Here is a 23,020-nt window from a genome sequence, read left to right on the forward strand (position 1 = left end):
AGTAACGTCCAGTCTATCTTTCTATCACATACCCAAATTTTTAAAGAACGAACTAGTCAAAGACTAGAAATCAACATTCATCATCAGTTCGATGGAATGCTCATTTCTAAGCTTTTACAAACAGAAGCAGTAGTGGTGGAGCCAAACGGGATCGAACCGTTGACCTCCTGCGTGCAAGGCAGGCGCTCTCCCAGCTGAGCTATGGCCCCGTATTTCTACAGGCGTTTCCCACACAAAATTGGTGGGTCTGGGCAGATTCGAACTGCCGACCTCACCCTTATCAGGGGTGCGCTCTAACCAACTGAGCTACAGACCCAATTTCGGGCTGCTTCTTTCGTCTTCTTCAATGAATCAAGCAATTCGTGTGGGAGCTCATGGAGCAGCTGAGTCGTCGATTAAGGAGGTGATCCAGCCGCAGGTTCCCCTACGGCTACCTTGTTACGACTTCACCCCAGTCATGAATCACACCGTGGTAACCGTCCTCCCGAAGGTTAGACTAGCTACTTCTGGTGCAACCCACTCCCATGGTGTGACGGGCGGTGTGTACAAGGCCCGGGAACGTATTCACCGCGACATTCTGATTCGCGATTACTAGCGATTCCGACTTCACGCAGTCGAGTTGCAGACTGCGATCCGGACTACGATCGGTTTTGTGGGATTAGCTCCACCTCGCGGCTTGGCAACCCTCTGTACCGACCATTGTAGCACGTGTGTAGCCCAGGCCGTAAGGGCCATGATGACTTGACGTCATCCCCACCTTCCTCCGGTTTGTCACCGGCAGTCTCCTTAGAGTGCCCACCATAACGTGCTGGTAACTAAGGACAAGGGTTGCGCTCGTTACGGGACTTAACCCAACATCTCACGACACGAGCTGACGACAGCCATGCAGCACCTGTCTCAATGTTCCCGAAGGCACCAATCCATCTCTGGAAAGTTCATTGGATGTCAAGGCCTGGTAAGGTTCTTCGCGTTGCTTCGAATTAAACCACATGCTCCACCGCTTGTGCGGGCCCCCGTCAATTCATTTGAGTTTTAACCTTGCGGCCGTACTCCCCAGGCGGTCAACTTAATGCGTTAGCTGCGCCACTAAAGACTCAAGGTCCCCAACGGCTAGTTGACATCGTTTACGGCGTGGACTACCAGGGTATCTAATCCTGTTTGCTCCCCACGCTTTCGCACCTCAGTGTCAGTATCAGTCCAGGTGGTCGCCTTCGCCACTGGTGTTCCTTCCTATATCTACGCATTTCACCGCTACACAGGAAATTCCACCACCCTCTACCATACTCTAGCTTGTCAGTTTTGAATGCAGTTCCCAGGTTGAGCCCGGGGCTTTCACATCCAACTTAACAAACCACCTACGCGCGCTTTACGCCCAGTAATTCCGATTAACGCTTGCACCCTCTGTATTACCGCGGCTGCTGGCACAGAGTTAGCCGGTGCTTATTCTGTCGGTAACGTCAAAATTGCAGAGTATTAATCTACAACCCTTCCTCCCAACTTAAAGTGCTTTACAATCCGAAGACCTTCTTCACACACGCGGCATGGCTGGATCAGGCTTTCGCCCATTGTCCAATATTCCCCACTGCTGCCTCCCGTAGGAGTCTGGACCGTGTCTCAGTTCCAGTGTGACTGATCATCCTCTCAGACCAGTTACGGATCGTCGCCTTGGTGAGCCATTACCTCACCAACTAGCTAATCCGACCTAGGCTCATCTGATAGCGCAAGGCCCGAAGGTCCCCTGCTTTCTCCCGTAGGACGTATGCGGTATTAGCGTCCGTTTCCGGACGTTATCCCCCACTACCAGGCAGATTCCTAGGCATTACTCACCCGTCCGCCGCTCTCAAGAGAAGCAAGCTTCTCTCTACCGCTCGACTTGCATGTGTTAGGCCTGCCGCCAGCGTTCAATCTGAGCCATGATCAAACTCTTCAGTTCAAACATCTTTGGGTTTTGAGAAAACCCTAAACTTGGCTCAGCAATCGTTGGTTACATCTTTGATTTCTCGCGGAGTAACTTGTGATGCTGATAATCTGTTGACTAGCAGTCTGACTCCACAAGCACCCACACGAATTGCTTGATTCAGTTGTTAAAGAGCGGTTGGTTAAGAGCTTTCGTCTCAACCGAGGCGCGCATTTTACAGCGCCTGGTGTATCTGTCAAGCGGTTATTTTAAGAAGTTTTCAAAGTTTCCTCTGCAACTTCAACCACTTGCGCTTCCGATCTCTCGTCAGCGGGAGGCGAATTCTACAGCGTTACACGCTGCTGTCAACACCTCTTTTTCACCGCTTTCGACCGAGAAGATCGAACCGTCTATCAAGCGACAACTTCCTGCCTGACCGACTCCTTCCAGGCTTCGATGACCTGAAGCTGAACACCGTCGAAAACTGCGTAACTCGTTGTTTACCAAGGAGTTTTCCGTTTCGACTGCGCCGGAAGTGGGGCGAATTATAGACGTCCAGAATCTGCCGTCAACACCTATTTTCATATTTCTGTCATATGGGTCAAAAAAGCCCCCAAAAACAAGAAAGCCGAGCCCCAAGGGGCTCGGCTTTCTTCCCTTCTACTTACAAGCTAGGGAAAGCGAACTGCGATGCTTCATGGCTTGCACGCTGTGGCCAGCGCTGGGTGATGGCTTTGCGACGGGTGTAGAAACGCACACCATCAGGACCGTAGGCATGCAGATCGCCAAACAGCGAACGCTTCCAACCGCCGAAGCTGTGATAAGCCACCGGCACCGGCAATGGCACGTTGACGCCGACCATGCCGACCTCGATCTCATCACAGAACAACCGCGCCGCTTCACCGTCACGGGTGAAGATGCAGGTGCCGTTGCCATATTCGTGATCGTTGATCAGTTGCATGGCCTCTTCCAGGCTGTTCACGCGAACCACGCACAACACCGGCCCGAAGATCTCTTCTTTATAGATGCGCATTTCTGGAGTGACGTTATCGAACAGGCAGCCACCCAGGAAAAAACCTTCTTCATGGCCGGCCACGGTCAGGCCACGACCATCGACCACCAGTTTCGCACCGCTGGCTACACCGTCTTCCACATAGCCGCTGACTTTGTCGCGAGCCTGACCGGTAACCAGAGGCCCCATGTCCAGACCGCAGTTAGTGCCCGCACCGATCTTCAGTGCCTTGATCTGCGGCACCAATTTAGCCACCAGCGCATCGGCCACCTGGTCGCCCACACACACGGCCACCGAGATCGCCATGCAACGCTCGCCGCAGGAGCCGTACGCCGCCCCCATCAATGCGCTGACCGCGTTATCCAGATCCGCATCCGGCATCAGCACCGCATGGTTCTTCGCCCCACCCAACGCCTGGACACGCTTGCCGCGCTTGGTGCCCTCGGAATAGATGTACTCGGCAATCGGTGTCGAGCCGACAAAGCTCAGCGCCTTGACTTCCGGTGCTTCGATCAACGCATCCACGGCGGCCTTGTCGCCATGCACCACGCTCAGCACACCTTTGGGCAAGCCCGCTTCCAGCAGGAGTTGCGCGATCAGCAGTGTCGAACTTGGATCACGCTCGGATGGCTTGAGGATGAAGCAGTTACCGCAGACGATCGCCAGCGGGTACATCCACAGCGGCACCATCGCCGGGAAGTTGAACGGCGTAATACCGGCCACCACGCCCAACGGTTGGAAATCCGACCAGGCATCGATGTTCGGACCCACATTGCGGCTGTACTCACCCTTGAGGATTTCCGGTGCCGCACAGGCGAACTCGACGTTCTCGATACCGCGCTTCAGTTCACCCGCCGCATCTTCCAGCGTCTTGCCGTGCTCTTCGCTGATCAGTTGAGCGATACGCGCCTCGTTCTGTTCCAGCAATTGCTTGAACCGGAACATCACCTGAGCACGCTTGGCTGCCGGCGTGTTGCGCCAGGCTGGAAACGCAGCCTTGGCCGAATCGATGGCTTTCTGAATGGTTTCACGGCTGGCCAACGGCAGCTTGTGGATCGCCTTGCCGGTGGAGGGGTTGAACACGTCGGTCGAGCGACCGTCTTCGGTGACCAGTTCGCCATTGATCAAATGCGGGGTAACGCTCATGCGGGGCTCCTGAAAAGTTGTTCACAGGCGCCCCGTCGCGGGGCGCCATATATAGAAGGGAGAATCAATCGATCTTGTTCAGCACTTCGCCGACCGCATCGAACAGGCGATCGAGGTCCTGCGGCTTGCTGTTGAAGGTTGGGCCAAATTGCAGGGTGTCCCCACCGAAGCGTACGTAGAAGCCCGCTTTCCACAGCGCCATGCCCGCTTCGAACGGACGCACGATGGCGTCGCCGTCACGAGGCGCGATCTGGATTGCGCCGGCCAGGCCAAAGTTACGAATGTCGATGATGTTTTTCGAACCCTTCAAGCCATGCAGTGCTTGTTCGAAATGCGGCGCGACTTCGGCCACGCTCTGCACCAGGTTTTCCTTTTGCAGCAGATCCAGGGCTGCAAGACCTGCAGCACAAGCCACCGGGTGCGCGGAATAGGTGTAGCCGTGCGGGAATTCCACCGCGTACTCAGGCGTCGCCTGGTTCATGAAGGTCTGGTAGATCTCGGTGCTGGCAATCACCGCGCCCATCGGTATCGCGCCGTTGGTGACTTGCTTGGCGATGCACATCAAATCGGGGGTCACACCAAAAGTGGTGGCGCCGAACATGGTGCCGGTACGACCGAAACCGGTGATCACTTCATCGAACACCAGCAGGATGTTGTGCTGATCGCAGATCTCACGCAGGCGCTTGAGGTAACCCTCTGGCGGAACCAGCACACCAGCAGAACCGGCCATTGGCTCGACGAATACGGCGGCAATGTTCGATGCGTCATGCAGTTCGATCAGTTTGAGCAGTTCATCCGCCAGGGCAATGCCGCCCTCTTTTGGCATGCCACGTGAATACGCATTGCTCGCCAGCAGGGTGTGCGGCAGGTGGTCGACGTCCATCATCGCCTGACCAAACAGCTTGCGGTTGCCATTGACACCGCCAAGGCTGGTGCCGGCAATGTTCACACCATGGTAACCACGGGCACGGCCGATCATTTTGGTCTTGGTCGACTGGCCTTTCAGACGCCAGTAGGCGCGGACCATTTTCACCGCAGTATCCGCGCATTCGGAACCCGAATCAGTGAAGAACACATGATTGAGGTTACCTGGCGTCAGATCGGTGATTTTCTCGGCCAATTGGAACGACAGCGGGTGGCCGTACTGGAAGCCCGGCGAATAATCGAGGGTGCCCAGTTGCTTGGCCACCGCGTCCTGGATTTCCTTGCGGGTATGCCCGGCGCCGCAGGTCCACAGACCGGACAGGGAGTCGTAGACCTTGCGCCCCTTGTCGTCCACCAACCAACTGCCTTCTGCCCCCACGATCAGTCGCGGATCACGCTGGAAATTGCGGTTGGCGGTGTATGGCATCCAGTGAGCATCGAGCTTGAGCTGGCTGGCCAGGGCAGTCGGTGCATTTTCAGGCAGATTCATGGGCAAAACCTCAAAGGGCGATAAGCGGCATGGAGATGAACAGCGTTCTTGCAGCTAAATTGCCACGAGGATAAAGTCGGTGAAATCCAACTTTTGTAATGTTCAGTCTGCCCCTCACTAAACTTTGAGCACACAGCGCATGAGTAGCCGCCGTCCCGATCCGCTGGCACAAGTCAGCGACTTTGATATCCGCCTGTTGCGCATCTTCCGCAGCGTGGTGGAGTGCGGAGGTTTCTCGGCAGCAGAAACGGTGCTGGGCATCGGGCGCTCGGCGATCAGCCAGCAAATGAGCGACCTCGAACAGCGCCTCGGCCTGCGTCTTTGCCAACGCGGTCGCGCTGGATTTTCCCTGACAGAGGAAGGGCGCGAGGTTTACCAGTCGGCGTTGCAGCTATTGAGCGCGCTGGAAAGTTTCCGCACCGAGGTCAACGGCCTGCATCAACACTTGCGCGGCGAATTGATCATCGGCCTGACCGACAACCTCGTCACCCTGCCCCACATGCGCATCACCCACGCATTGGCACAATTGAAGGAGCGTGGGCCGGACGTGCAGATTCAGATCCGCATGATCGCCCCCAACGAGGTCGAACAGGGCGTGCTCGACGGCCGCCTGCACGTGGGCGTGGTGCCACAGGCGAGCGCGCTGTCCGGTCTCGAGTATCAACCGCTCTACAGTGAACGCTCGCTGCTGTACTGCGCGGTGGGACATCCATTGTTTTACGTCGACGACAAGCAACTGGACGACGAACGCCTCAATAGTCAGGACGCAATCGCTCCGACGTTCCGCTTGCCGGCAGAAATCCAGGCGCATTACCAGGCGCTCAATTGCACGGCCAGCGCTTCGGACCGCGAAGGCATGGCGTTCCTGATCCTGACCGGCCGCTACATCGGCTATCTGCCGGACCACTACGCCGGCCTCTGGGTGCAACAAGGTCGCCTGCGAGCACTGAAACCCAAAGCTCGTTTCTATGATCTGAGCCTGGCCTCGGTAACCCGAAAAGGCCGACGCGCGCACCTGGTACTGGAAAGTTTCCTGGAAAGCCTGGCGGCCACACGCTGATCCGTACGGGTTTTATTGCATCAAGACTTGTCGGGTACCCTGTCGGTGCGCTATCAACGCACTGCTTGCACCCACCCACCTGTCCGGAAGTGCCCATGACCTTTGAAGTTCCCGCTCACGGCGGCAAACCTGCCAGCCGCATTCGTCAGAAGAACGAAGAGACCATCATCAAAGCCGCCGAAGACGAGTTCGCCCGTCACGGGTTCAAAGGCACGAGCATGAATACCATCGCCCTGAACGCCGGTTTGCCCAAGGCCAATCTGCATTACTACTTTACGAATAAACTGGGGTTGTATGTGGCGGTGCTGAGCAACATCCTGCAATTATGGGACGCCACGTTCAACAGCCTCACGGCCGAGGATGATCCGGCCGACGCGTTGACCCGTTACATCCGCGCCAAAATGGAGTTTTCCCGCCGCCAACCTCAAGCCTCGCGCATTTTCGCCATGGAAGTGATCAGCGGCGGCGAATGCCTGACCGAGTATTTCAACCAGGACTACCGCGCCTGGTTCCAGGGCCGGGCGGCGGTGTTCCAGGCGTGGATCGAGGCCGGTAAAATGGACCCGGTGGATCCGGTTCACCTAATCTTCCTGCTCTGGGGCAGCACCCAGCATTACGCCGACTTCGCCACGCAGATCTGTCGGGTCAGCGGTCGCACCAAGTTGACCAAACAGGACATGGAAGAGGCCGGCGATAACCTGATCCGCATCATTCTCAAGGGCTGCGGCCTGACTCCAACTATTTAAGACACTTATGCCTTTTACCCTCAGCAGCTTTTGCGAATACCGCGAAGAGATTCGTAAAAGCCGCTTCATCACCTACGCCGCGCCAATCGGCAGCCCTGCCGAAGCCCAGGCGTTCATCGAACAGCACAGCGACTTGAATGCCACGCACAACTGCTGGGCCTGGAAGCTGGGCGATCAGTACCGCAGCACCGATGATGGCGAGCCCGGCGGCACGGCTGGCCGACCGATTCTGGCGGCGATCGAAGCACAGGATTGCGATCAGGTGGTGGTACTGGTGATCCGCTGGTATGGCGGCATTCAACTGGGCACGGGTGGCCTGGCCCGCGCTTATGGCGGTGGCGCCAACAAATGCCTGCAAGCGGCGCCGAAAGTAGAGCTCATTAGTCGCGTGCCCGTGAGCTGCGCGTGCGGATTCGCAGAACTGACGCTGGTAAAACTACGGGTGGCGGAACTCGGGGGCCTGGTGGTGGAAGAAAACTTCACCGCCAACGGTGTCGAGATGCAACTGGCGATAGGCGAGGCACAGATCGACACCCTGCAAAAGCAGCTCGCGGATCTGAGTCGTGGGCGCATTCGGCTGCAACGCTGACTGCGATTCGTTAGAACCAGAACATTGCCCACATCTACTGTGCACCCGACTGTGGATAACCTGAGCACATAATGCTGTAACCCTTCTGTCATGCGGTTTTGCGGGCATTGCTCATTTTTCGTTCAATTTTTCTTCAATCGCTGAAAAGATTCCTCAAAACAACCAGTTAACTCGGTTTATCACCTTTAGAAGAAAGCCGAGCCGGGCTTATGCCCGACTTTTGCGATTGCGCACAAATACTGTGGAGCAATCTGTGGATAACCCGTTTATGGCTGGCCCGATTTCATGTCCGGCCTGGGTTGGTTGAGGTTGGTTATTTTTTGATCAGACGCCGCCCGCACCGGCAATACCTGCGCCATGAGGCAAACGCAGCCGTCACGATCAGGTCATACCAGGCACTCTTGCTCACCAGCTTGCGATACGTTATCGCGAATACCCGGCGTAAATGGTGCAATTGGTGCTCTACATCAAGACCGCTCAACGATTAGGGTTTACGCTTGGCGAGATCGCCAACGGCGTCGCCGCGTTATGGCTCGGTGCCCTGCGCAGCGAATTGCAACAACGGCTCGGCCAACGTTGTCCATTAAATCCGTGAACGTCACTTTCAAGGAACCCGCGTATGTCCAAGGTCAAAACCGCACTCATCATTGGAGCCTCTCGGGGCCTGGGTCTGGGGCTGGTGAAAACCTTGCTTGCTGATGGCTGGCAAGTTACCGCCACCGTACGTAATCCAAAAGGCGCCGACGCCTTGCAGGCATTGGGCAAGGTGCGGATCGAAAAGCTCGACATGGACGATCAACAGGCGGTCATCGCGTTGAGCCAGCAATTCAAGGGCGAGATGTTTGACCTGTTGTTCGTCAATGCCGGAGTCAAGGGACCAGAGGTGCAGACGCCAGGCGGTGCGACGCTGGCGCAGGTGGGTCAGTTGTTTTTCACCAATGCGGTGGCGCCGATCAATCTGGCGCAGCGCTTCGTCGGGCAGATTCGCCCCGACACCGGCGTGCTCGCCTTCATGAGTTCGGTGCTGGGCAGCGTCACCATGCCGGACGCACCGGAGCTGGCGTTGTACAAGGCGAGCAAGGCAGCACTGAACTCCATGACCAACAGCTTTGTCACCCAACTGGGCGAACAGAAAATGACCGTGCTGTCGCTGCACCCGGGCTGGGTGAAAACCGACATGGGCGGTGAGGGTGCCGACTTGGATGTGGAGACCAGCACACGGGGGCTGATTGATCAGGTCAATGCGTATGTCGGCAAGGGTGGGCATCACTTTGTGAACTATCGGGGTGACGTTATTCCCTGGTAACCACAGGCGACCCCGCCCCCTGTAGGAGCGAGCATGCTCGCGATGGTCGTTAACGAAGACGCGGGTTGTCTGGATGCCCGCGGTGCCTGGGCTTCCATCGCGAGCATGCTCGCTCCTACAGGCTCAGGGGCAAGCATGCCGGTTGGTCGACCGAGGCTTGCCCACCACGCACTTTTATCTGACACTGGGCACTTCGCCCCCACGGCGACCCTGGATCAGCAGACAGGGTAATCACTGAGCTGGCTAACCTGAACCCACTTTCAGAGGAGCCGGCCACCATGCCTGCGACCCGTACCTGGTTAAAAAATCCCCTTTCAATCTTCACGGCCAATGGCCTCGATGCCCGTGGTGGCCTGGTCGTGCAAGACGGTGTGATCGTCGAAGTGCTCGCCGCCGGGCAGCAGCCGTCCGCGCCCTGTGGACAGGTGTTCGATGCCCGCGAGCATGTGATCCTCCCCGGCCTGATCAACACCCATCACCATTTCTATCAAACCCTGACCCGCGCCTGGGCGCCGGTGGTCAATCAGCCATTGTTTCCGTGGCTGAAAACCCTTTACCCGGTCTGGGCGCGCCTCACCCCGGAAAAACTCGCTCTGGCCACCAAGGTCGCGTTGGCCGAACTTCTGCTGTCGGGCTGCACCACGGCCGCCGATCACCACTACCTGTTTCCGGACGGCCTGGAAAATGCCATCGACGTGCAGGTTCAGAGCGTGCGCGAACTGGGCATGCGCGCGATGCTGACGCGCGGTTCCATGAGCCTGGGCGAAAAGGACGGCGGCCTGCCCCCGCAGCAAACCGTGCAGGAAGGCCAAGTGATTCTCGACGACAGCCAGCGCCTGATTGCCGAGTACCACGAACGTGGCGATGGCGCGCAAATCCAGATCGCCCTGGCGCCCTGCTCGCCGTTCTCGGTGACCCAGGACATCATGTCGGCCAGCGCCGAGTTGGCGAACAAACTCGATGTACGTCTGCACACGCACCTGGCCGAAACCCTGGACGAAGAAGATTTCTGCCTGCAACGCTTCGGCCTGCGCACGGTGGACTACCTGGACAGCGTCGGCTGGCTCGGCCCGCGTACCTGGCTGGCCCACGGCATCCATTTCAACACGGATGAAATCGCTCGCCTGGGCGCCGCCGGCACCGGTATTTGTCACTGCCCAAGCTCGAACATGCGCCTGGCCTCCGGCATTTGCCCGAGTATCGAACTGACCGATGCCGGGGCGCCACTGGGCCTGGGCGTGGACGGCTCGGCGTCCAACGATGCGTCGAACATGATCCTCGAAGCACGGCAAGCGCTGTACATACAGCGCTTGCGGTACGGCGCCGAGAAGATCACCCCGGAACGTGTGCTGGGTTGGGCGACCAAGGGCTCAGCGCAGTTGCTCGGTCGCAGCGACATTGGTGAATTGGCGGTAGGCAAACAGGCAGACCTTGCGCTGTTCAAACTCGATGAACTGCGGTTTTCCGGCAGTCATGATCAGGTGTCGGCGCTGCTGTTGTGCGGTGCGGACCGGGCGGATCGAGTCATGGTCGGCGGCCAGTGGCGGGTGATCGACGGACAAGTTGAAGGGCTGGATCTCAAAGGCCTGATTGCCGATCACAGCCAAGCGGCGAAACAACTGATTGCCGGCACCTGACACAACACTCCCCCTGTAGGAGCGAGCTTGCTCGCGATAGCGGTGTGTCAGTCACCATCAATGTGTCCGTCATAACGCATCGCGAGCAAGCTCGCTCCTACAGGGAACGTTACAGCCCCAACACCGACAACATGATGAAGGTGGCGAACAACACAAAGTGGGTCATCCCCTCAATGGCGTTGGTTTCGCCGTCGTTGAGGTTGATCGCACTGACAATCAGCGTGAGAAAAATCATCACGGTCTGCACGGGCGTCATCGCCATCTGAAAGGGTTGTCCGGTGTAGAGCGCCATCGCTTCCATCACCGGCACCGTAAGGATCACCGTTGACAACGATGCCCCCATGGCGATGTTGACGACCGACTGCATGCGGTTGGCCAGCGCAGCACGCAATGCGGTCAGGATCTCCGGCGCCGCGGAAATCGCCGCCACCAGAATCGCTGTGATCACCGGCGGTGCTCCCGTGCCCTCCAGGCCCAGGTCGAGCGTCTTGGACATGACCTCTGCCAGGGCGCCAATCACGATCACGCCAAACACCAGGATGCCGATGGACAGCGCCAGGCTGACGGGTTTTGGCTCCTGCTCCATGGACTCTTTTCTACGACGTTTTTCCGGATAGCTGTAGCTGAAAAAGTAACTGTGCGGCCCGACCTGCATGCGCAGGAACAATGTGTAGAGCACGACCATGGCCCCAATGGTGAAAGCCGAATACATTTTCCATTTGGCCTCCGGAATGAACTCCGGCACCACCATCGAAACACCCATGGCCGTGAGGATCATCACGCTGTAGCTGCGCGCAGAGTCATCGTTATAGGACTGTTCGCCGTGCTTGATGCCGCCCATCAACGCGGCAAGACCAAGGATGCCGTTGATGTCGAGCATCACGGCTGAGTAGATCGTATCGCGCACCAACGTCGGCGATGCTTCATTACTCATCATGATCGCCAGGATCACCACTTCAACCAACACCGCTGCCAGCGTCAGGATCATCGTGCCATAAGGGTCGCCGACCTTCTCCGCCAGCAATTCCGCATGGTGCGCAACGCGCATGGAGGCAGCAACGATGAAAAGAATCAGCACCAGCCCGGCCATCAACGCGATCACCTGGCCGCTGTGCAACATCCAGTGCTCCAGCGGGTAGGCGACGAATGCGGCGATCAGCGCCAGCAGCAGAAACTTTTCTTGCTTGAGGATTGTGAACATTGCGGACCTATATGCCGAAAGACGCGAAGCGATGCCATGAGCTACTGACTGCGGGACGCCGCTAACGTTTCGTTACACCTTAGTCCCCGATGGTTGTCTCGGCGTGCAATGAATGAACCGCCCAGTCAGGTTTTATCAATAAACGCCTTGATCATCTGTAGAATGCCGCCATTGCACCTGATGAGATTTCAACACATGTACGATTGGCTGAACGCCCTGCCCAAGGCAGAACTCCACCTGCACCTCGAGGGTTCGCTGGAACCCGAGCTGCTGTTCGCCCTGGCCGAACGCAACAAGATCGCGCTGCCGTGGAACGATGTCGATACCCTGCGCAAGGCCTACGCCTTCAACAACCTGCAAGAATTTCTCGACCTTTATTACCAGGGCGCCGATGTTCTGCGCACCTCGCAGGATTTTTATGACCTGACCTGGGCCTACCTGCTGCGCTGCAAGGCGCAGAACGTGGTTCACACCGAACCGTTCTTCGATCCGCAGACCCACACCGACCGGGGTATTGCCTTCGAAGTGGTCCTCAATGGCATCGCCGCCGCGTTGAAAGATGGCGAGCAGCAACTGGGCATCACCAGCGGTTTGATCCTGAGCTTCCTGCGTCACCTGAGCGAAGAGCAAGCCCAGAAAACCCTCGATCAGGCGCTGCCGTTCCGTGATGCGTTTGTCGCCGTCGGCCTCGACAGTTCGGAAATGGGTCATCCGCCAAGCAAGTTCCAGCGCGTGTTCGATCGTGCCCGCCACGAAGGTTTCCTCACCGTTGCCCACGCCGGTGAAGAAGGCCCGCCGGAATACATCTGGGAAGCCCTCGACCTGCTGAAAATCCAGCGCATCGACCATGGCGTACGCGCCATTGAAGACGAGCGCCTGATGCAGCGGATCATTGACGAGCAGATTCCGTTGACCGTGTGCCCGCTGTCCAACACCAAGCTCTGTGTGTTCGACCATATGTCCCAACACAACATTCTCGACATGCTCGAGCGCGGCGTGAAGGTCACGGTGAACTCGGATGACCCGGCGTACTTCGGCGGCTACGTGACCGAGAACTTCCACGCGCTGTACACCGACCTGGGCATGACCCAGGACCAGGCCAAACGCCTGGCGCAAAACAGCCTGGATGCCCGGTTGGTCAAGCCGTAAGCAGCGCCGCTCTACCCATGTGGGAGCAAGCCCGCTCCCACATGATTCAGGTCTCCCCGGCTCCCTCCTACAACGCCATTTCCAGCTCGGTTTCCTTGGCGAAGCGATGGATTTCCCGCTGCCCTGCCGAGGTGATGTGCAGCGCACGGGAGTCATTCGGCAGGCTCAGCCAGCCGGACTGCATGAACAACTGCAGCAAAGCCGCCCCAAGCGACCCGCCCATGTGCGGACGTCTCTCACTCCAGTCGGGACAGGCACAGGCAGCCTTGCTGGTGCTGTGCGCCAATGCCTGGACGAACACACCGCGGTTCGCCAGTTCGGTGGCGCCCTTGTGCGTAATCGACACCCGATGATCGAACTGTTCGATCCAGCCTGCGTCCAGCAGGCGCTGATAGAGGTCCGCGGCCAGCGTCCCTCCCAGATGATCGTCGCACAGGCGCGCACGCAACAAGGACGATGGCGCAGTCTGGCGAATAGGGACAGGCGCCGTATTGCGCTTGAACACCTCGGGGATGTCCCGAGGGGTACTGGCGATCGTCGCACTGGCCAACGCCTCTATCGCCGCGCCGACCTCAGGTGCGGCCAGCCGGAAGAATCGCTTGCGGCCACGGGTTTCGACCTTCAACAGCCCTCCGGCGGACAAACGCCCCAGATGCGCACTGGCCGAAGACGGCGACAGACGGGCCAGCAATGCCAGTTCTTCAGCCTGCCGCGCCGCGCCGTCCATCAAGGCCCACATCATTGCGCTGCGCTTTGGGTCAGACAGCAACGTGGCAATCTGGCTGATGCAAGGTGCATGTTCCATGTATTCACTCCCTGTTGAATCGTTTCGTCTACTGCTCAGAGATATCTTGACCAGTAATGTGTCCTCGGCCAAGACGTGAAAACCGCCATAAACCGGGCAGAGCCATCCACTCACCCAAGCCGCTGCTTCGCAGACTTGCAAAGACAGGTGATTGACCGCAGTGCCGATCGGCTCATCTGCGGCCCCGCCATGGCAAGCTTGGTGGGGCACACATGAGACGGGCGCTAGTATAAGCGTGTTGTCCCCCGGTTCCTGCCCCTCGGAAACCATTGGTGGTGATTGATACTGAGAGAAATTTCGCTATTTGCCTGCGACTAAAGATCAACCCCTGCCAACCCGGGAAATTGGCCGCCCAGACGAGTACATCGGCTGGCAAGCATTTCCCGCAGAAGGTTTACCGGCTTACTCAATTGAGCGCGATGGGCGCACAGCAAATTCAGCGGAGCACGCTCACCCAGCAGCTCCGGCATCAGCACTTTCAAACGCCCGGCCAACACATCGGCGCCGACATCCAGCCAGGATTTGTAGGCGATGCCGGCACCCGACACCGCCCACAGGCGCACCACATCGGCATCGTCGCTGAAGCGGTCGCCGCTGACGGTCAGGCTGACTTCACGTTTGCCGTCGTGAAAGCTCCAGTGGTCGTGGACTCGACTGCCGAGCATGTACAACAGGCAATTGTGCTGCGCCAGTTGTTCCAATTGGCGCGGCTCGCCATGCGTGGCCAGGTAACTGGGCGCGGCGCACAGCACGCGGCGATTCTGTGGGGCGATGGGCAGTGCCACCAGGCTGGAATCTTCCGGCTCGCCATAGCGAAGGGCGATGTCCACGGGTTGGCGAAACAGGTCGGCGATGCGGTCGCCCAACAACAGACGCACGGTCAGTTGCGGGTGCTCGCGCTGGAACTCGTCCAGCCAAGGCAGCAACAGGTTACGCCCGAAATCCGAGGGTGCCGACAACTGCAACACACCACTGACTTGATCCTGGCCACGGGCCAGCAAGCGACGGCCTTCGTCGAGATTACCCAGCGCGGCCCGGGCGTATTCAAGGAAACCTTCACCCTCAGCGGTCAGGCGCAGGCTCCGCGTGGAACGGGCCAGCAACCGGGCGCCGAGTTGCTGCTCGATGCGCTTCAACGCCGCGCTGGCAACCGCCGCCGACATGTCCATGCCCCGGGCAGCGGCAGACAAGCTACCCAGGTCCGCGGCCCGGACGAACAGTTGCAGGTCATCAAAGCGCAACATCGCGACGCCTCATTATCAAAATTTCATTGAAAGAGACTGCGCTTTTAGCGGGTTTTATCTTCCGATGAAATAGCCAATCATCTGTCTCATCGCAAATAACCTGATTCTGGAGTCGACCATGTCCCAGCCTTTTACCGCCATCGCCACGCTGATTGCCAAAGTCGGCCAACAGGACGCGCTCGAGCGACACCTTCGAGCGCTCCTTGAACCAACTCGCGCGGAAGCGGGCTGCGGTCAATACGATTTGCATCAGGACCTGGCCAATCCGCAGGCCTTTTACATGATCGAGCAATGGAACAGCGACGAGGCGTTGCAGGCCCATGACGCCAGCGCACACATCCAGCATTTTCGCGCCACGGCCGGCGAGCTGATCGAACACTTCGACCTCAAGCGCCTGCGCGCCCTGGTTTGACCCATTCTTTTATTACCTTCTGGAGTCCCCCATGAAAGCCATTGCCTACTACGCCTCCTTGGCGATCAGCGACGCCAAATCCCTGCAGGACATCGAGCTCCCCGAACCGACCGCCGGCCCACGCGACCTGTTGGTGGAAGTCAAAGCCATTTCGGTCAACCCGGTGGACACCAAAGTTCGCCAGAACGTCCAGCCGGAGGCAGGCACGGCCAAGGTGCTGGGTTGGGACGTGGCCGGCGTGGTCAAGGCGGTGGGCAGTGAAGTGACGCTGTTCAAGGCCGGCGACAAGGTGTTCTACGCAGGTTCCATCGCCCGTGCGGGCGGTAACAGCGAACTGCACGTGGTGGACGAGCGCATCGTTGGCCATATGCCAAAATCCCTGGGTTTCGCCGAAGCCGCCGCCCTGCCCCTGACCGCCATCACCGCGTGGGAATTGCTCTTTGAACGCCTGCAAATACGCGAGGGCAAAACCGATGAAGGCCAGAGCCTGTTGATCGTCGGTGCCGCAGGCGGTGTCGGCTCGATCCTCACGCAACTGGCCAGCCAGTTGACCGGGCTGAACGTCATCGGCACCGCTTCCCGGCCCCAGACCCAAAGCTGGGTGCGTGAACTGGGCGCCGACCTGGTCGTCGATCACAGCCAGCCGCTGAGCGAAGAATTGAAACGCGCAGGCCTTGAGCACGTGACGCACGTCGCCAGCCTGACCCAGACCGATCAGCATCTGGATCAGTTGGTCGAAGCCCTGGCCCCACAAGGCAAACTCGCGCTGATCGACGATCCGAAAGCGCTGGACGTGACCAAGCTCAAGCGCAAGAGCCTGTCACTGCACTGGGAATTCATGTACACCCGTTCGCTGTTCGAAACCGCTGACATGATCGAACAACACAAACTGCTCAACCGGGTGGCGGAGCTGATCGATGCCGGGACGCTGAAAACCACAGTCGGCGAGCACTTCGGCACGATCAACGCCACCAACCTGCGCCGAGCCCATGAACTACTGGAAAGTGGAAAATCCAAGGGCAAGATTGTCCTTGAAGGCTTCTGAAATACGTTGAAACAAGCGCCGCCCGCACGGGCGGCGCCGTCAGTCCGAACGTTGATCGTTGTCATGGTTTTGATTGCATGGGGGTCTACAATCGTGATCTCTGCGATGCAATCTTTTAACCGAGGAGGTCAGCAATGAAGATCCTGATAAAAGAATTGGCAAAATCCCAGTGGCAGGTCCTTCTGGATCAACACGTGGTCAACTTCCGCAGCGAAGCCGAAGCCCGCGCCTTTACCCGAACCCTTGAAGCGCGCTTGCACGCCCCTCACCCCATGCCGGTTTACCAGCACCGCGCTGCTGGCTGAGACTTTCTCAGACCTGGGCTTGCGCCACTGCGCGCGCATTTTGCAGGCGCCGGGTGAACATCGCGACACTCACCACCAGAATCGCGCACAGGCTGATGACCATCGCCATCGGCATGGCACTGCCGTCATACAGAATTCCCACCAGCGACGCCGCACCGGCGGCGACGCTGAACTGCAGGCATCCCATCAGCGCCGAGGCACTGCCGGCACGCGCCCCCTGGCCAGTCATGGCGCAGGCAGACGCGTTGGGCAGAATGCAACCGAGGCTGGCGATGCAGATGAACAACGGCACCAGCAAGGGCCACAACTGTTCGGTGCGCAATGAGCTGACGGCCAGCAGCGCCAGGGCTGCCGCCAGGTAAATCCATACTGTGCGCGCCAGCAGAAACGCGGGACCGCGCTTGGCCAGCAATCGCGCATTGACCTGCGCCACCAGAATGAAACCTGCCGCGTTGGTGCCGAACAGCCAGCCGAAGTGTTCGGCTGGCACGCCATAGAGCTTGATAAACACAAACGGTGAACCGGCGATGTAGGCAAACATCCCCGCTATCGCGATGCCCCCGGTCAGGGCGTGCCCCAGAAAGATCGGGTCTTTGAGCAAGCGCCCATACTGACGCAATGCACCGGACAACGGTTGACGAGGCAGATGCTCGGGCATGCTTTCCGGCAACCCAAGTGCAACCGCCAGAGCTGCCAACGCACTGAAGCCGGTCAACGCCAGGAAGATCGACTGCCAGCCGGTGGAGTTGACCAGTAACCCGCCCAGCATCGGCGCGAGAATCGGCGCCAGGCCCATGACCAGCATCAGTTGGGAAAAGACCTTGGCCGCTCCGACTGCATCGCATTTGTCACTGACGATCGCCCGGGAGATCACCATCCCCGCGCAGCCACCCAGCGCCTGGACGAAGCGCGCCACCATGAGCCATTCCAGATTCGGTGCGAAGGCACATGCCAGGGACGCGACCGTGAACAGGCCGACGCCCACCAGCAGCGGGACCCGCCGACCAAAACGATCTGCGACCGGGCCGTATGCCAGTTGGCCGATGGACAGGCCGAGGAAGTAGGCCGCCAGCGTCAGCTGAACGTGCTGTTCATCCGTGCCGAACGCCAGCGCCATGGCCGGGAAAGCGGGCAGGTAGAAATCGATCGCGAGCGGCCCAAAAGCGCTCAGGGCGCCAAGTATCAAAATGGTACGGAGGTTCATCAGGCATCCAGTGCGGCTGAGGTCTGCGGTCTCACAGTCTAGCCGCGCGAGGACGCCTTGAACATTCCGATAGTTCGCTAACGATCAAAATTCATCGGTTACATGACTTCAGGCAACTTTCACCTCATAACCTTCTTCACTGATCGCGGCGATCACCTGCTCCGCGGTCAAAGCACTTTCAACACCGACTTCCTTTGCAGCCAGGTCGACCCGCACGCTGGCCGCCGGATCCGCCGCTTGCAGCGCCTGGGTGATGGCCTTGACGCAATGGCCGCAAGACATGCCTTGAACGTTGAACACTTGCATGCAATGACTCCTGTTAAGTGAGGTTGCGCACAGTCTCGACCTTTCCACCATGGCAAGGTCAAGTTCTGCATTTCGCTGCCGGGCTGGCAATCGGCGTCTGGCTCGGCCAAGCTACGCGCATCAATGACTCGATCCGTGGAGATTCAGCCATGCGCTGGTCAGCTTTCAGCCTGTTTGGCTTACTCAGCCTTTTCGCCGCCATGCCCTCGGTCAACGCTGCCGGTGAGGATTACGGTGTCCTGATCATTTCCCGCGAGCGCCTGGAAGTGTCGACCAGTTGCGAAATCGGCGTGTACTTGCAGGATCAACTGTCGGCCCGATTGTTCCAGGAGCAGAGCATCTCGTTCAACCTGCCGCCGGGTAATGTCTCGCTGCGCCTGAAACTGCTGCCAGGCCAGGCACAGGGTTGCAATCCGGGAATGCTGGCGCCGGGTTCGCAGGTCATCACCCTCAAGGCCGGGGACGTGTTGAAGTACCGGATCGCCATGACCCAGGAAGGCATGTACCTCAAGCGAACGGCTCTGGATTACTGACACGTTCAATTGATCTGGAACATGGCGCTTGACCTTGCCCGCATGGCAAGGTTGAACCTGTAGGCATCTTCTACAGGGAGCGCGACCGATGTCCGAATCCACCACTTTCGATCTGCCGATTGCCGGCATGACCTGCGCCAGCTGCGCCGGGCGTGTCGAGCGTGCCTTGAGCAAAGTCATTGGCGCCTCGGCCGTCAGCGTCAACCTGGCCACCGAACAGGCGCGCGTGCAAGCGCCCCGCGACAGCCTGCCAGCCTTGATCGACGCAGTGGCGCAAGCGGGCTACAGCGTGCCGCGGCACAGCGTGGAATTGAGCATCGAGGGCATGACCTGCGCATCGTGCGTTGGCCGGGTTGAACGGGCACTGGGCAAAGTCCCGGGGGTCAAAAGCGTCAGCGTCAATCTGGCCAACGAACGCGCTCACCTTGAATTGCTCGGACAGGTCACGTCTCAAACCCTCATCGACGCCGTGACCAAGGCCGGTTACAGCGCCAGCGTCCGGGACCTGGAGCACCCGCCCCTCGACAGGCAACAGCAACATCTGCGCCGGGAGCGTTGGGCGCTGATCCTCGCCATAGTCCTCGCCTTGCCACTGGTGCTGCCGATGCTGCTGCAACCGTTCGGTGTGCACTGGATGCTCCCCGCCTGGGTGCAATTTGCCCTCGCCACGCCGGTGCAATTCGTCTTCGGTGCACGCTTTTATGTGGCCGCGTGGAAAGCCGTGCGGGCCGGTGCGGGTAACATGGACCTGCTGGTCGCCCTCGGCACCAGCGCCGGCTACGGCCTGAGTCTCTATGAATGGGCCACGGCCGCCGGGCGCATGCCGCATCTGTATTTCGAAGCGTCGGCGGTGGTGATCGCGCTGGTGCTGCTGGGCAAATACCTGGAAAGCCGCGCCAAACGCCAGACCGCCAGTGCCATCCGCGCCCTCGAAGCGCTACGCCCCGAAAGGGCGATCCAGGTGATCGACGGGCGCGAGCAAGAGGTCGCCATCAGCGCGTTGCGCCTCAATGATCAGGTGCTGGTCAAACCCGGAGAACGTTTCCCGGTCGACGGCGAAGTGATTGATGGCCAGAGCCATGCCGACGAAGCGTTGATCAGCGGCGAGAGCCTGCCCGTGCCAAAACGGCCCGGCGACAAGGTCACCGGTGGCGCCATCAATGGCGAGGGTCGATTGCTGGTCCGCACCCAGGCCCTGGGCGCTGAAACCGTATTGGCACGGATCATCCGCCTGGTGGAAGACGCCCAGGCGGCGAAAGCGCCGATCCAGAAACTGGTGGACAAAGTCAGCCAGGTATTCGTGCCGACAGTCCTGCTGATCGCCCTGGCAACCCTGATCGGATGGTGGCTGTACGGGGCGCCGATGGAAACCGCGTTGATCAATGCCGTCGCGGTATTGGTGATCGCCTGCCCCTGCGCCCTTGGGCTGGCCACGCCAACCGCGATCATGGCCGGCACCGGCGTGGCGGCGCGCCACGGCATCCTGATCAAGGATGCCGAAGCCCTGGAGCGTGCCCACGCCGTCAGCGCCGTGGTGTTCGACAAGACCGGCACGCTGACGTCGGGCGCGCCGCGCATCGCCCACCTGAGTGCCCTCGACGGTGACGAAGCCGCCCTTCTGCAAATGGCTGGCGCCCTGCAACGCGGCAGCGAACACCCACTGGCCAAGGCAGTACTGGACGAATGCGCCGAACGCGGCTTGCAGGTGGCAGACGTCAGCGACAGCCAATCGCTGACTGGCCGTGGCATCGCGGGCACCCTCGAGGGCCGGCGGTTGGCGCTGGGCAATCGACGCCTGCTTCAAGAAAGCGGGCTGGACGCCGGAGCGCTCGCCGACTCCGCCACCGCTTGGGAAACCGAAGGCCGCACCCTGTCCTGGCTCATCGCCCAAACACCACAGCCACATGTGCTGGGCCTGTTCGCGTTTGGCGACACCCTCAAGCCTGGCGCGTTGCAAACCGTGCAACAGCTGCGCAGCCGCCAGATCAGCAGTCACTTGCTGACCGGTGACAATCGCGGCAGCGCCAGGGTGGTGGCCGAAGCGCTGGGCATCGAGGATGTCCACGCCGAGGTACTCCCCGCCGATAAAGCCGCCACCGTCGCGGCACTGAAGAAAACCGCAGTGGTGGCCATGGTCGGCGACGGCATTAACGACGCCCCTGCCCTGGCCGCCGCCGACATCGGCATCGCCATGGGGGGCGGCACCGACGTGGCCATGCACGCAGCCGGGATCACCCTCATGCGCGGCGATCCACGCCTGGTGCCCGCCGCGCTGGAGATCAGCCGAAGGACCTACGCGAAAATTCGCCAGAACCTCTTCTGGGCCTTCGTCTATAACCTGATCGGTATCCCGCTGGCGGCTTTCGGTTTTCTCAACCCGGTGCTGGCCGGTGCGGCGATGGCGCTGTCGAGCGTCAGCGTGGTGAGCAATGCGCTACTGTTGAAAACCTGGACACCCAAGGACCTGGAGGACATCCGATGAACATCGGCCAAGCAGCCCGCCAAAGCGGCCTGAGCGCGAAGATGATCCGCTACTACGAGTCCATCGGATTGCTCAAGGCGGCCCATCGCACTGACAGTGGCTATCGGCTGTACGGCGATGACGACTTGCATACCCTGGCGTTTATCAAACGCTCCCGGGACCTGGGGTTCTCCCTGGAGGAGGTCGGCAAGCTGCTGGCCCTGTGGCAGGACCGCCAGCGTGCCAGTGCCGACGTGAAGGCGCTGGCGCGCCAGCACATCGAGGAGCTGGAGCAGAAGATCCGCGAACTGGGACAGTTGCGCGATACCCTGCAGGACTTGGTAGAGCATTGTCAGGGCGATCACCGGCCCGATTGCCCGATCCTGAAGAACCTGGCTTCGGGGTGTTGTGCCTGAGGTTGCTCAATGACTGGGAGGCCGCCATCGCGGGCAAGCCCGCTCCTACAGTGATCTGATGAGCACTGAAAATCCCCTGTGGGAGCGGGCTTGCCCGCGATGAGGCCCTCAAAGACACCACCCCACCAAAACCATGCCCACAAAAAACCGGCCGAAGCCGGTTTCCTGATTCAACCCCTCACTGCAACCAAGGCGGTGGCGGCTCCTCGCCCCCCTTGCTCGGTGGCGCATCATCCGCCGCGCGGGCCGCCTGCTTGCGCTCTTCTTCACGGCGCGCCGCTTCGATTTCACGCATGACCCCGCCAACATCGGCCAGTTCTTCCGTATCGGCAAACTCCCCGGTCAGGACACTGCTCGGCTGCAAGGTGCCAGCCTCGTACAACGCCCACATTTCCTTGGCGTAACGGGTCTGTTTCAGCTCCGGGGCAAACCGCCCGAAGTAGGACGCCATGTTGCCCACATCCCGCTCCAGCATGCTGAACGCGTGATTGTTACCTGCAGCGTCCACCGCTTGCGGCAGGTCAATGATCACCGGACCGGTCGGCGTCAGCAGCACGTTGAACTCCGACAGGTCACCGTGCACCAGGCCAGTACACAGCATGAGCACGATCTGGGAGATCAGGAACGCGTGATATTCACGTGCCTGGTCCGGTTCCAGCACCACATCGTTCAAGCGTGGCGCGGCATCGCCGTATTCGTCGGCCACCAATTCCATCAGCAACACGCCTTCGAGGAAGTCGTACGGCTTGGGCACTCGCACACCGGCATTGGCCAGACGGAACAGCGCCGCCACTTCGGCGTTCTGCCAGGCGTCTTCGGTCTCCTTGCGGCCAAACTTGGAGCCTTTGGCCATGGCTCGGGCCTGCCGACTGTTGCGGACCTTGCGGCCTTCCTGATACTCGGCCGCCTGGCGGAAACTGCGTTTGTTCGCCTCCTTGTAGACCTTCGCGCAACGCAACTGATTGCCGCAGCGCACTACATAAACAGCTGCTTCTTTACCACTCATCAGTGGGCGCAGCACCTCGTCGACCAGACCGTCCTCGATCAGGGGTTCAATGCGTTTTGGAGTCTTCATCAGCTTTTATTCTGGGTCCTTTATTACCAAACACGCGAAAGTCATTCGTTATACGGC

At 59.5% G+C, this 23,020-nt stretch carries 20 protein-coding genes, 2 tRNA genes, 1 rRNA gene and 1 pseudogene; 13 read left to right on the top strand and 11 right to left on the bottom strand.

Annotated elements, in window-relative coordinates; translation table 11 throughout:
• Positions 1 to 133 precede the first annotated feature (133 nt).
• The 5 genes from AB4N33_RS18570 to aptA all read right to left on the bottom strand — a co-directional run bounded on the left by AB4N33_RS18570 (position 134) and on the right by aptA (position 5,469).
• Positions 134 to 209 (bottom strand) — tRNA-Ala (locus AB4N33_RS18570).
• 30 nt (positions 210 to 239) lie between these two features.
• Positions 240 to 316, bottom strand: a tRNA-Ile gene (locus AB4N33_RS18575).
• A gap of 80 nt (positions 317 to 396) precedes the next feature.
• Positions 397 to 1,933: ribosomal RNA gene (locus tag AB4N33_RS18580) — 16S ribosomal RNA — on the bottom strand.
• A 628-nt stretch (positions 1,934 to 2,561) separates the two neighbouring features.
• Positions 2,562 to 4,055: a CoA-acylating methylmalonate-semialdehyde dehydrogenase gene (locus AB4N33_RS18585; RefSeq protein ID WP_476457958.1), complete on the bottom strand. Its 1,494-nt coding sequence runs from the start codon at positions 4,053 to 4,055 to the stop codon at positions 2,562 to 2,564.
• Positions 4,056 to 4,119: 64 nt separating this feature from the next.
• Positions 4,120 to 5,469: an omega-aminotransferase AptA gene (aptA, locus tag AB4N33_RS18590; protein WP_460118367.1), complete on the bottom strand. Its 1,350-nt coding sequence runs from the start codon at positions 5,467 to 5,469 to the stop codon at positions 4,120 to 4,122.
• A gap of 139 nt (positions 5,470 to 5,608) precedes the next feature.
• Between aptA and AB4N33_RS18595 the strand changes: the two genes are divergently transcribed.
• From AB4N33_RS18595 to AB4N33_RS18620, 6 genes and pseudogenes are all read left to right on the top strand, one after another.
• Positions 5,609 to 6,529, top strand: a complete 921-nt coding sequence (locus tag AB4N33_RS18595; RefSeq protein WP_460118368.1) for a LysR family transcriptional regulator — start codon at positions 5,609 to 5,611, stop codon at positions 6,527 to 6,529.
• Positions 6,530 to 6,624: 95 nt separating this feature from the next.
• Positions 6,625 to 7,275, top strand: coding sequence for a TetR/AcrR family transcriptional regulator (locus AB4N33_RS18600; RefSeq protein WP_476457959.1), 651 nt, complete (start codon positions 6,625 to 6,627; stop codon positions 7,273 to 7,275).
• A 7-nt stretch (positions 7,276 to 7,282) separates the two neighbouring features.
• Positions 7,283 to 7,864 (top strand): IMPACT family protein, encoded by a 582-nt coding sequence (locus AB4N33_RS18605; RefSeq protein WP_476457960.1) that lies wholly within the window; start codon positions 7,283 to 7,285, stop codon positions 7,862 to 7,864.
• A gap of 403 nt (positions 7,865 to 8,267) precedes the next feature.
• Positions 8,268 to 8,459 (top strand): annotated as a pseudogene (locus AB4N33_RS18610) (MerR family transcriptional regulator); the annotation flags it as partial.
• Between the two features lie 24 nt (positions 8,460 to 8,483).
• The gene (locus tag AB4N33_RS18615; protein ID WP_476457961.1) at positions 8,484 to 9,170 is read left to right on the top strand and encodes an SDR family oxidoreductase; all 687 of its coding nucleotides are present in this window, start codon (positions 8,484 to 8,486) and stop codon (positions 9,168 to 9,170) included.
• Positions 9,171 to 9,448: 278 nt separating this feature from the next.
• A complete protein-coding gene (locus tag AB4N33_RS18620; protein ID WP_476457962.1) occupies positions 9,449 to 10,807 on the top strand; it encodes an 8-oxoguanine deaminase in 1,359 nt (452 codons plus the stop codon).
• A gap of 109 nt (positions 10,808 to 10,916) precedes the next feature.
• Here AB4N33_RS18620 and AB4N33_RS18625 read toward each other — a convergent pair whose 3' ends face one another.
• The gene (locus AB4N33_RS18625; RefSeq protein WP_476457963.1) at positions 10,917 to 12,008 is read right to left on the bottom strand and encodes a calcium:cation antiporter; all 1,092 of its coding nucleotides are present in this window, start codon (positions 12,006 to 12,008) and stop codon (positions 10,917 to 10,919) included.
• Between the two features lie 195 nt (positions 12,009 to 12,203).
• Here AB4N33_RS18625 and AB4N33_RS18630 point away from each other — a divergent pair, with 195 nt between their 5' ends.
• Positions 12,204 to 13,157 (top strand): adenosine deaminase, encoded by a 954-nt coding sequence (locus AB4N33_RS18630; protein ID WP_460140352.1) that lies wholly within the window; start codon positions 12,204 to 12,206, stop codon positions 13,155 to 13,157.
• A gap of 67 nt (positions 13,158 to 13,224) precedes the next feature.
• Here AB4N33_RS18630 and AB4N33_RS18635 read toward each other — a convergent pair whose 3' ends face one another.
• Both AB4N33_RS18635 and AB4N33_RS18640 read right to left on the bottom strand, forming a co-directional pair.
• Positions 13,225 to 13,962 (bottom strand): ArsR/SmtB family transcription factor, encoded by a 738-nt coding sequence (locus AB4N33_RS18635; RefSeq protein WP_460118382.1) that lies wholly within the window; start codon positions 13,960 to 13,962, stop codon positions 13,225 to 13,227.
• Positions 13,963 to 14,276: 314 nt separating this feature from the next.
• Positions 14,277 to 15,206: a LysR family transcriptional regulator gene (locus AB4N33_RS18640; RefSeq protein WP_476457964.1), complete on the bottom strand. Its 930-nt coding sequence runs from the start codon at positions 15,204 to 15,206 to the stop codon at positions 14,277 to 14,279.
• A 118-nt stretch (positions 15,207 to 15,324) separates the two neighbouring features.
• On the opposite strand from AB4N33_RS18640, the gene AB4N33_RS18645 reads away from it, so the two are divergent.
• The 3 genes from AB4N33_RS18645 to AB4N33_RS18655 all read left to right on the top strand — a co-directional run bounded on the left by AB4N33_RS18645 (position 15,325) and on the right by AB4N33_RS18655 (position 16,968).
• Positions 15,325 to 15,618, top strand: a complete 294-nt coding sequence (locus AB4N33_RS18645) for a putative quinol monooxygenase (protein ID WP_476457965.1) — start codon at positions 15,325 to 15,327, stop codon at positions 15,616 to 15,618.
• A gap of 31 nt (positions 15,619 to 15,649) precedes the next feature.
• Positions 15,650 to 16,663, top strand: coding sequence for a zinc-binding alcohol dehydrogenase family protein (locus AB4N33_RS18650; RefSeq protein WP_476457966.1), 1,014 nt, complete (start codon positions 15,650 to 15,652; stop codon positions 16,661 to 16,663).
• Positions 16,664 to 16,797: 134 nt separating this feature from the next.
• Entirely contained in the window at positions 16,798 to 16,968 is a 171-nt protein-coding gene (locus AB4N33_RS18655) for a hypothetical protein (RefSeq protein ID WP_460118390.1), read from the top strand.
• A 7-nt stretch (positions 16,969 to 16,975) separates the two neighbouring features.
• Here AB4N33_RS18655 and AB4N33_RS18660 read toward each other — a convergent pair whose 3' ends face one another.
• Positions 16,976 to 18,172, bottom strand: coding sequence for a multidrug effflux MFS transporter (locus AB4N33_RS18660; protein WP_476457967.1), 1,197 nt, complete (start codon positions 18,170 to 18,172; stop codon positions 16,976 to 16,978).
• Between the two features lie 108 nt (positions 18,173 to 18,280).
• A complete protein-coding gene (locus AB4N33_RS18665) occupies positions 18,281 to 18,478 on the bottom strand; it encodes a heavy-metal-associated domain-containing protein (RefSeq protein ID WP_460140354.1) in 198 nt (65 codons plus the stop codon).
• A gap of 149 nt (positions 18,479 to 18,627) precedes the next feature.
• Here AB4N33_RS18665 and AB4N33_RS18670 point away from each other — a divergent pair, with 149 nt between their 5' ends.
• The 3 genes from AB4N33_RS18670 (at position 18,628) to cueR (ending at position 21,888) form a co-directional block, all read left to right on the top strand.
• Complete coding sequence (locus AB4N33_RS18670; RefSeq protein ID WP_476457968.1) at positions 18,628 to 19,011, top strand: hypothetical protein; 384 nt, start codon at positions 18,628 to 18,630, stop codon at positions 19,009 to 19,011.
• Between the two features lie 88 nt (positions 19,012 to 19,099).
• On the top strand, positions 19,100 to 21,493 hold the full coding sequence (locus AB4N33_RS18675; protein ID WP_476457969.1) for a heavy metal translocating P-type ATPase: 2,394 nt from the start codon (positions 19,100 to 19,102) through the stop codon (positions 21,491 to 21,493).
• Positions 21,490 to 21,888, top strand: a complete 399-nt coding sequence (cueR, locus tag AB4N33_RS18680) for a Cu(I)-responsive transcriptional regulator (protein ID WP_460118400.1) — start codon at positions 21,490 to 21,492, stop codon at positions 21,886 to 21,888. The genes AB4N33_RS18675 and cueR overlap by 4 nt, the downstream gene beginning before the upstream one ends.
• A 178-nt stretch (positions 21,889 to 22,066) precedes the next feature.
• On the opposite strand, the gene AB4N33_RS18685 is transcribed toward cueR, so the two are convergent.
• Complete coding sequence (locus AB4N33_RS18685) at positions 22,067 to 22,963, bottom strand: PA4780 family RIO1-like protein kinase (RefSeq protein WP_460118402.1); 897 nt, start codon at positions 22,961 to 22,963, stop codon at positions 22,067 to 22,069.
• Positions 22,964 to 23,020: the final 57 nt, after the last annotated feature.

This window comes from Pseudomonas sp. S1_E05 (assembly GCF_056337105.1).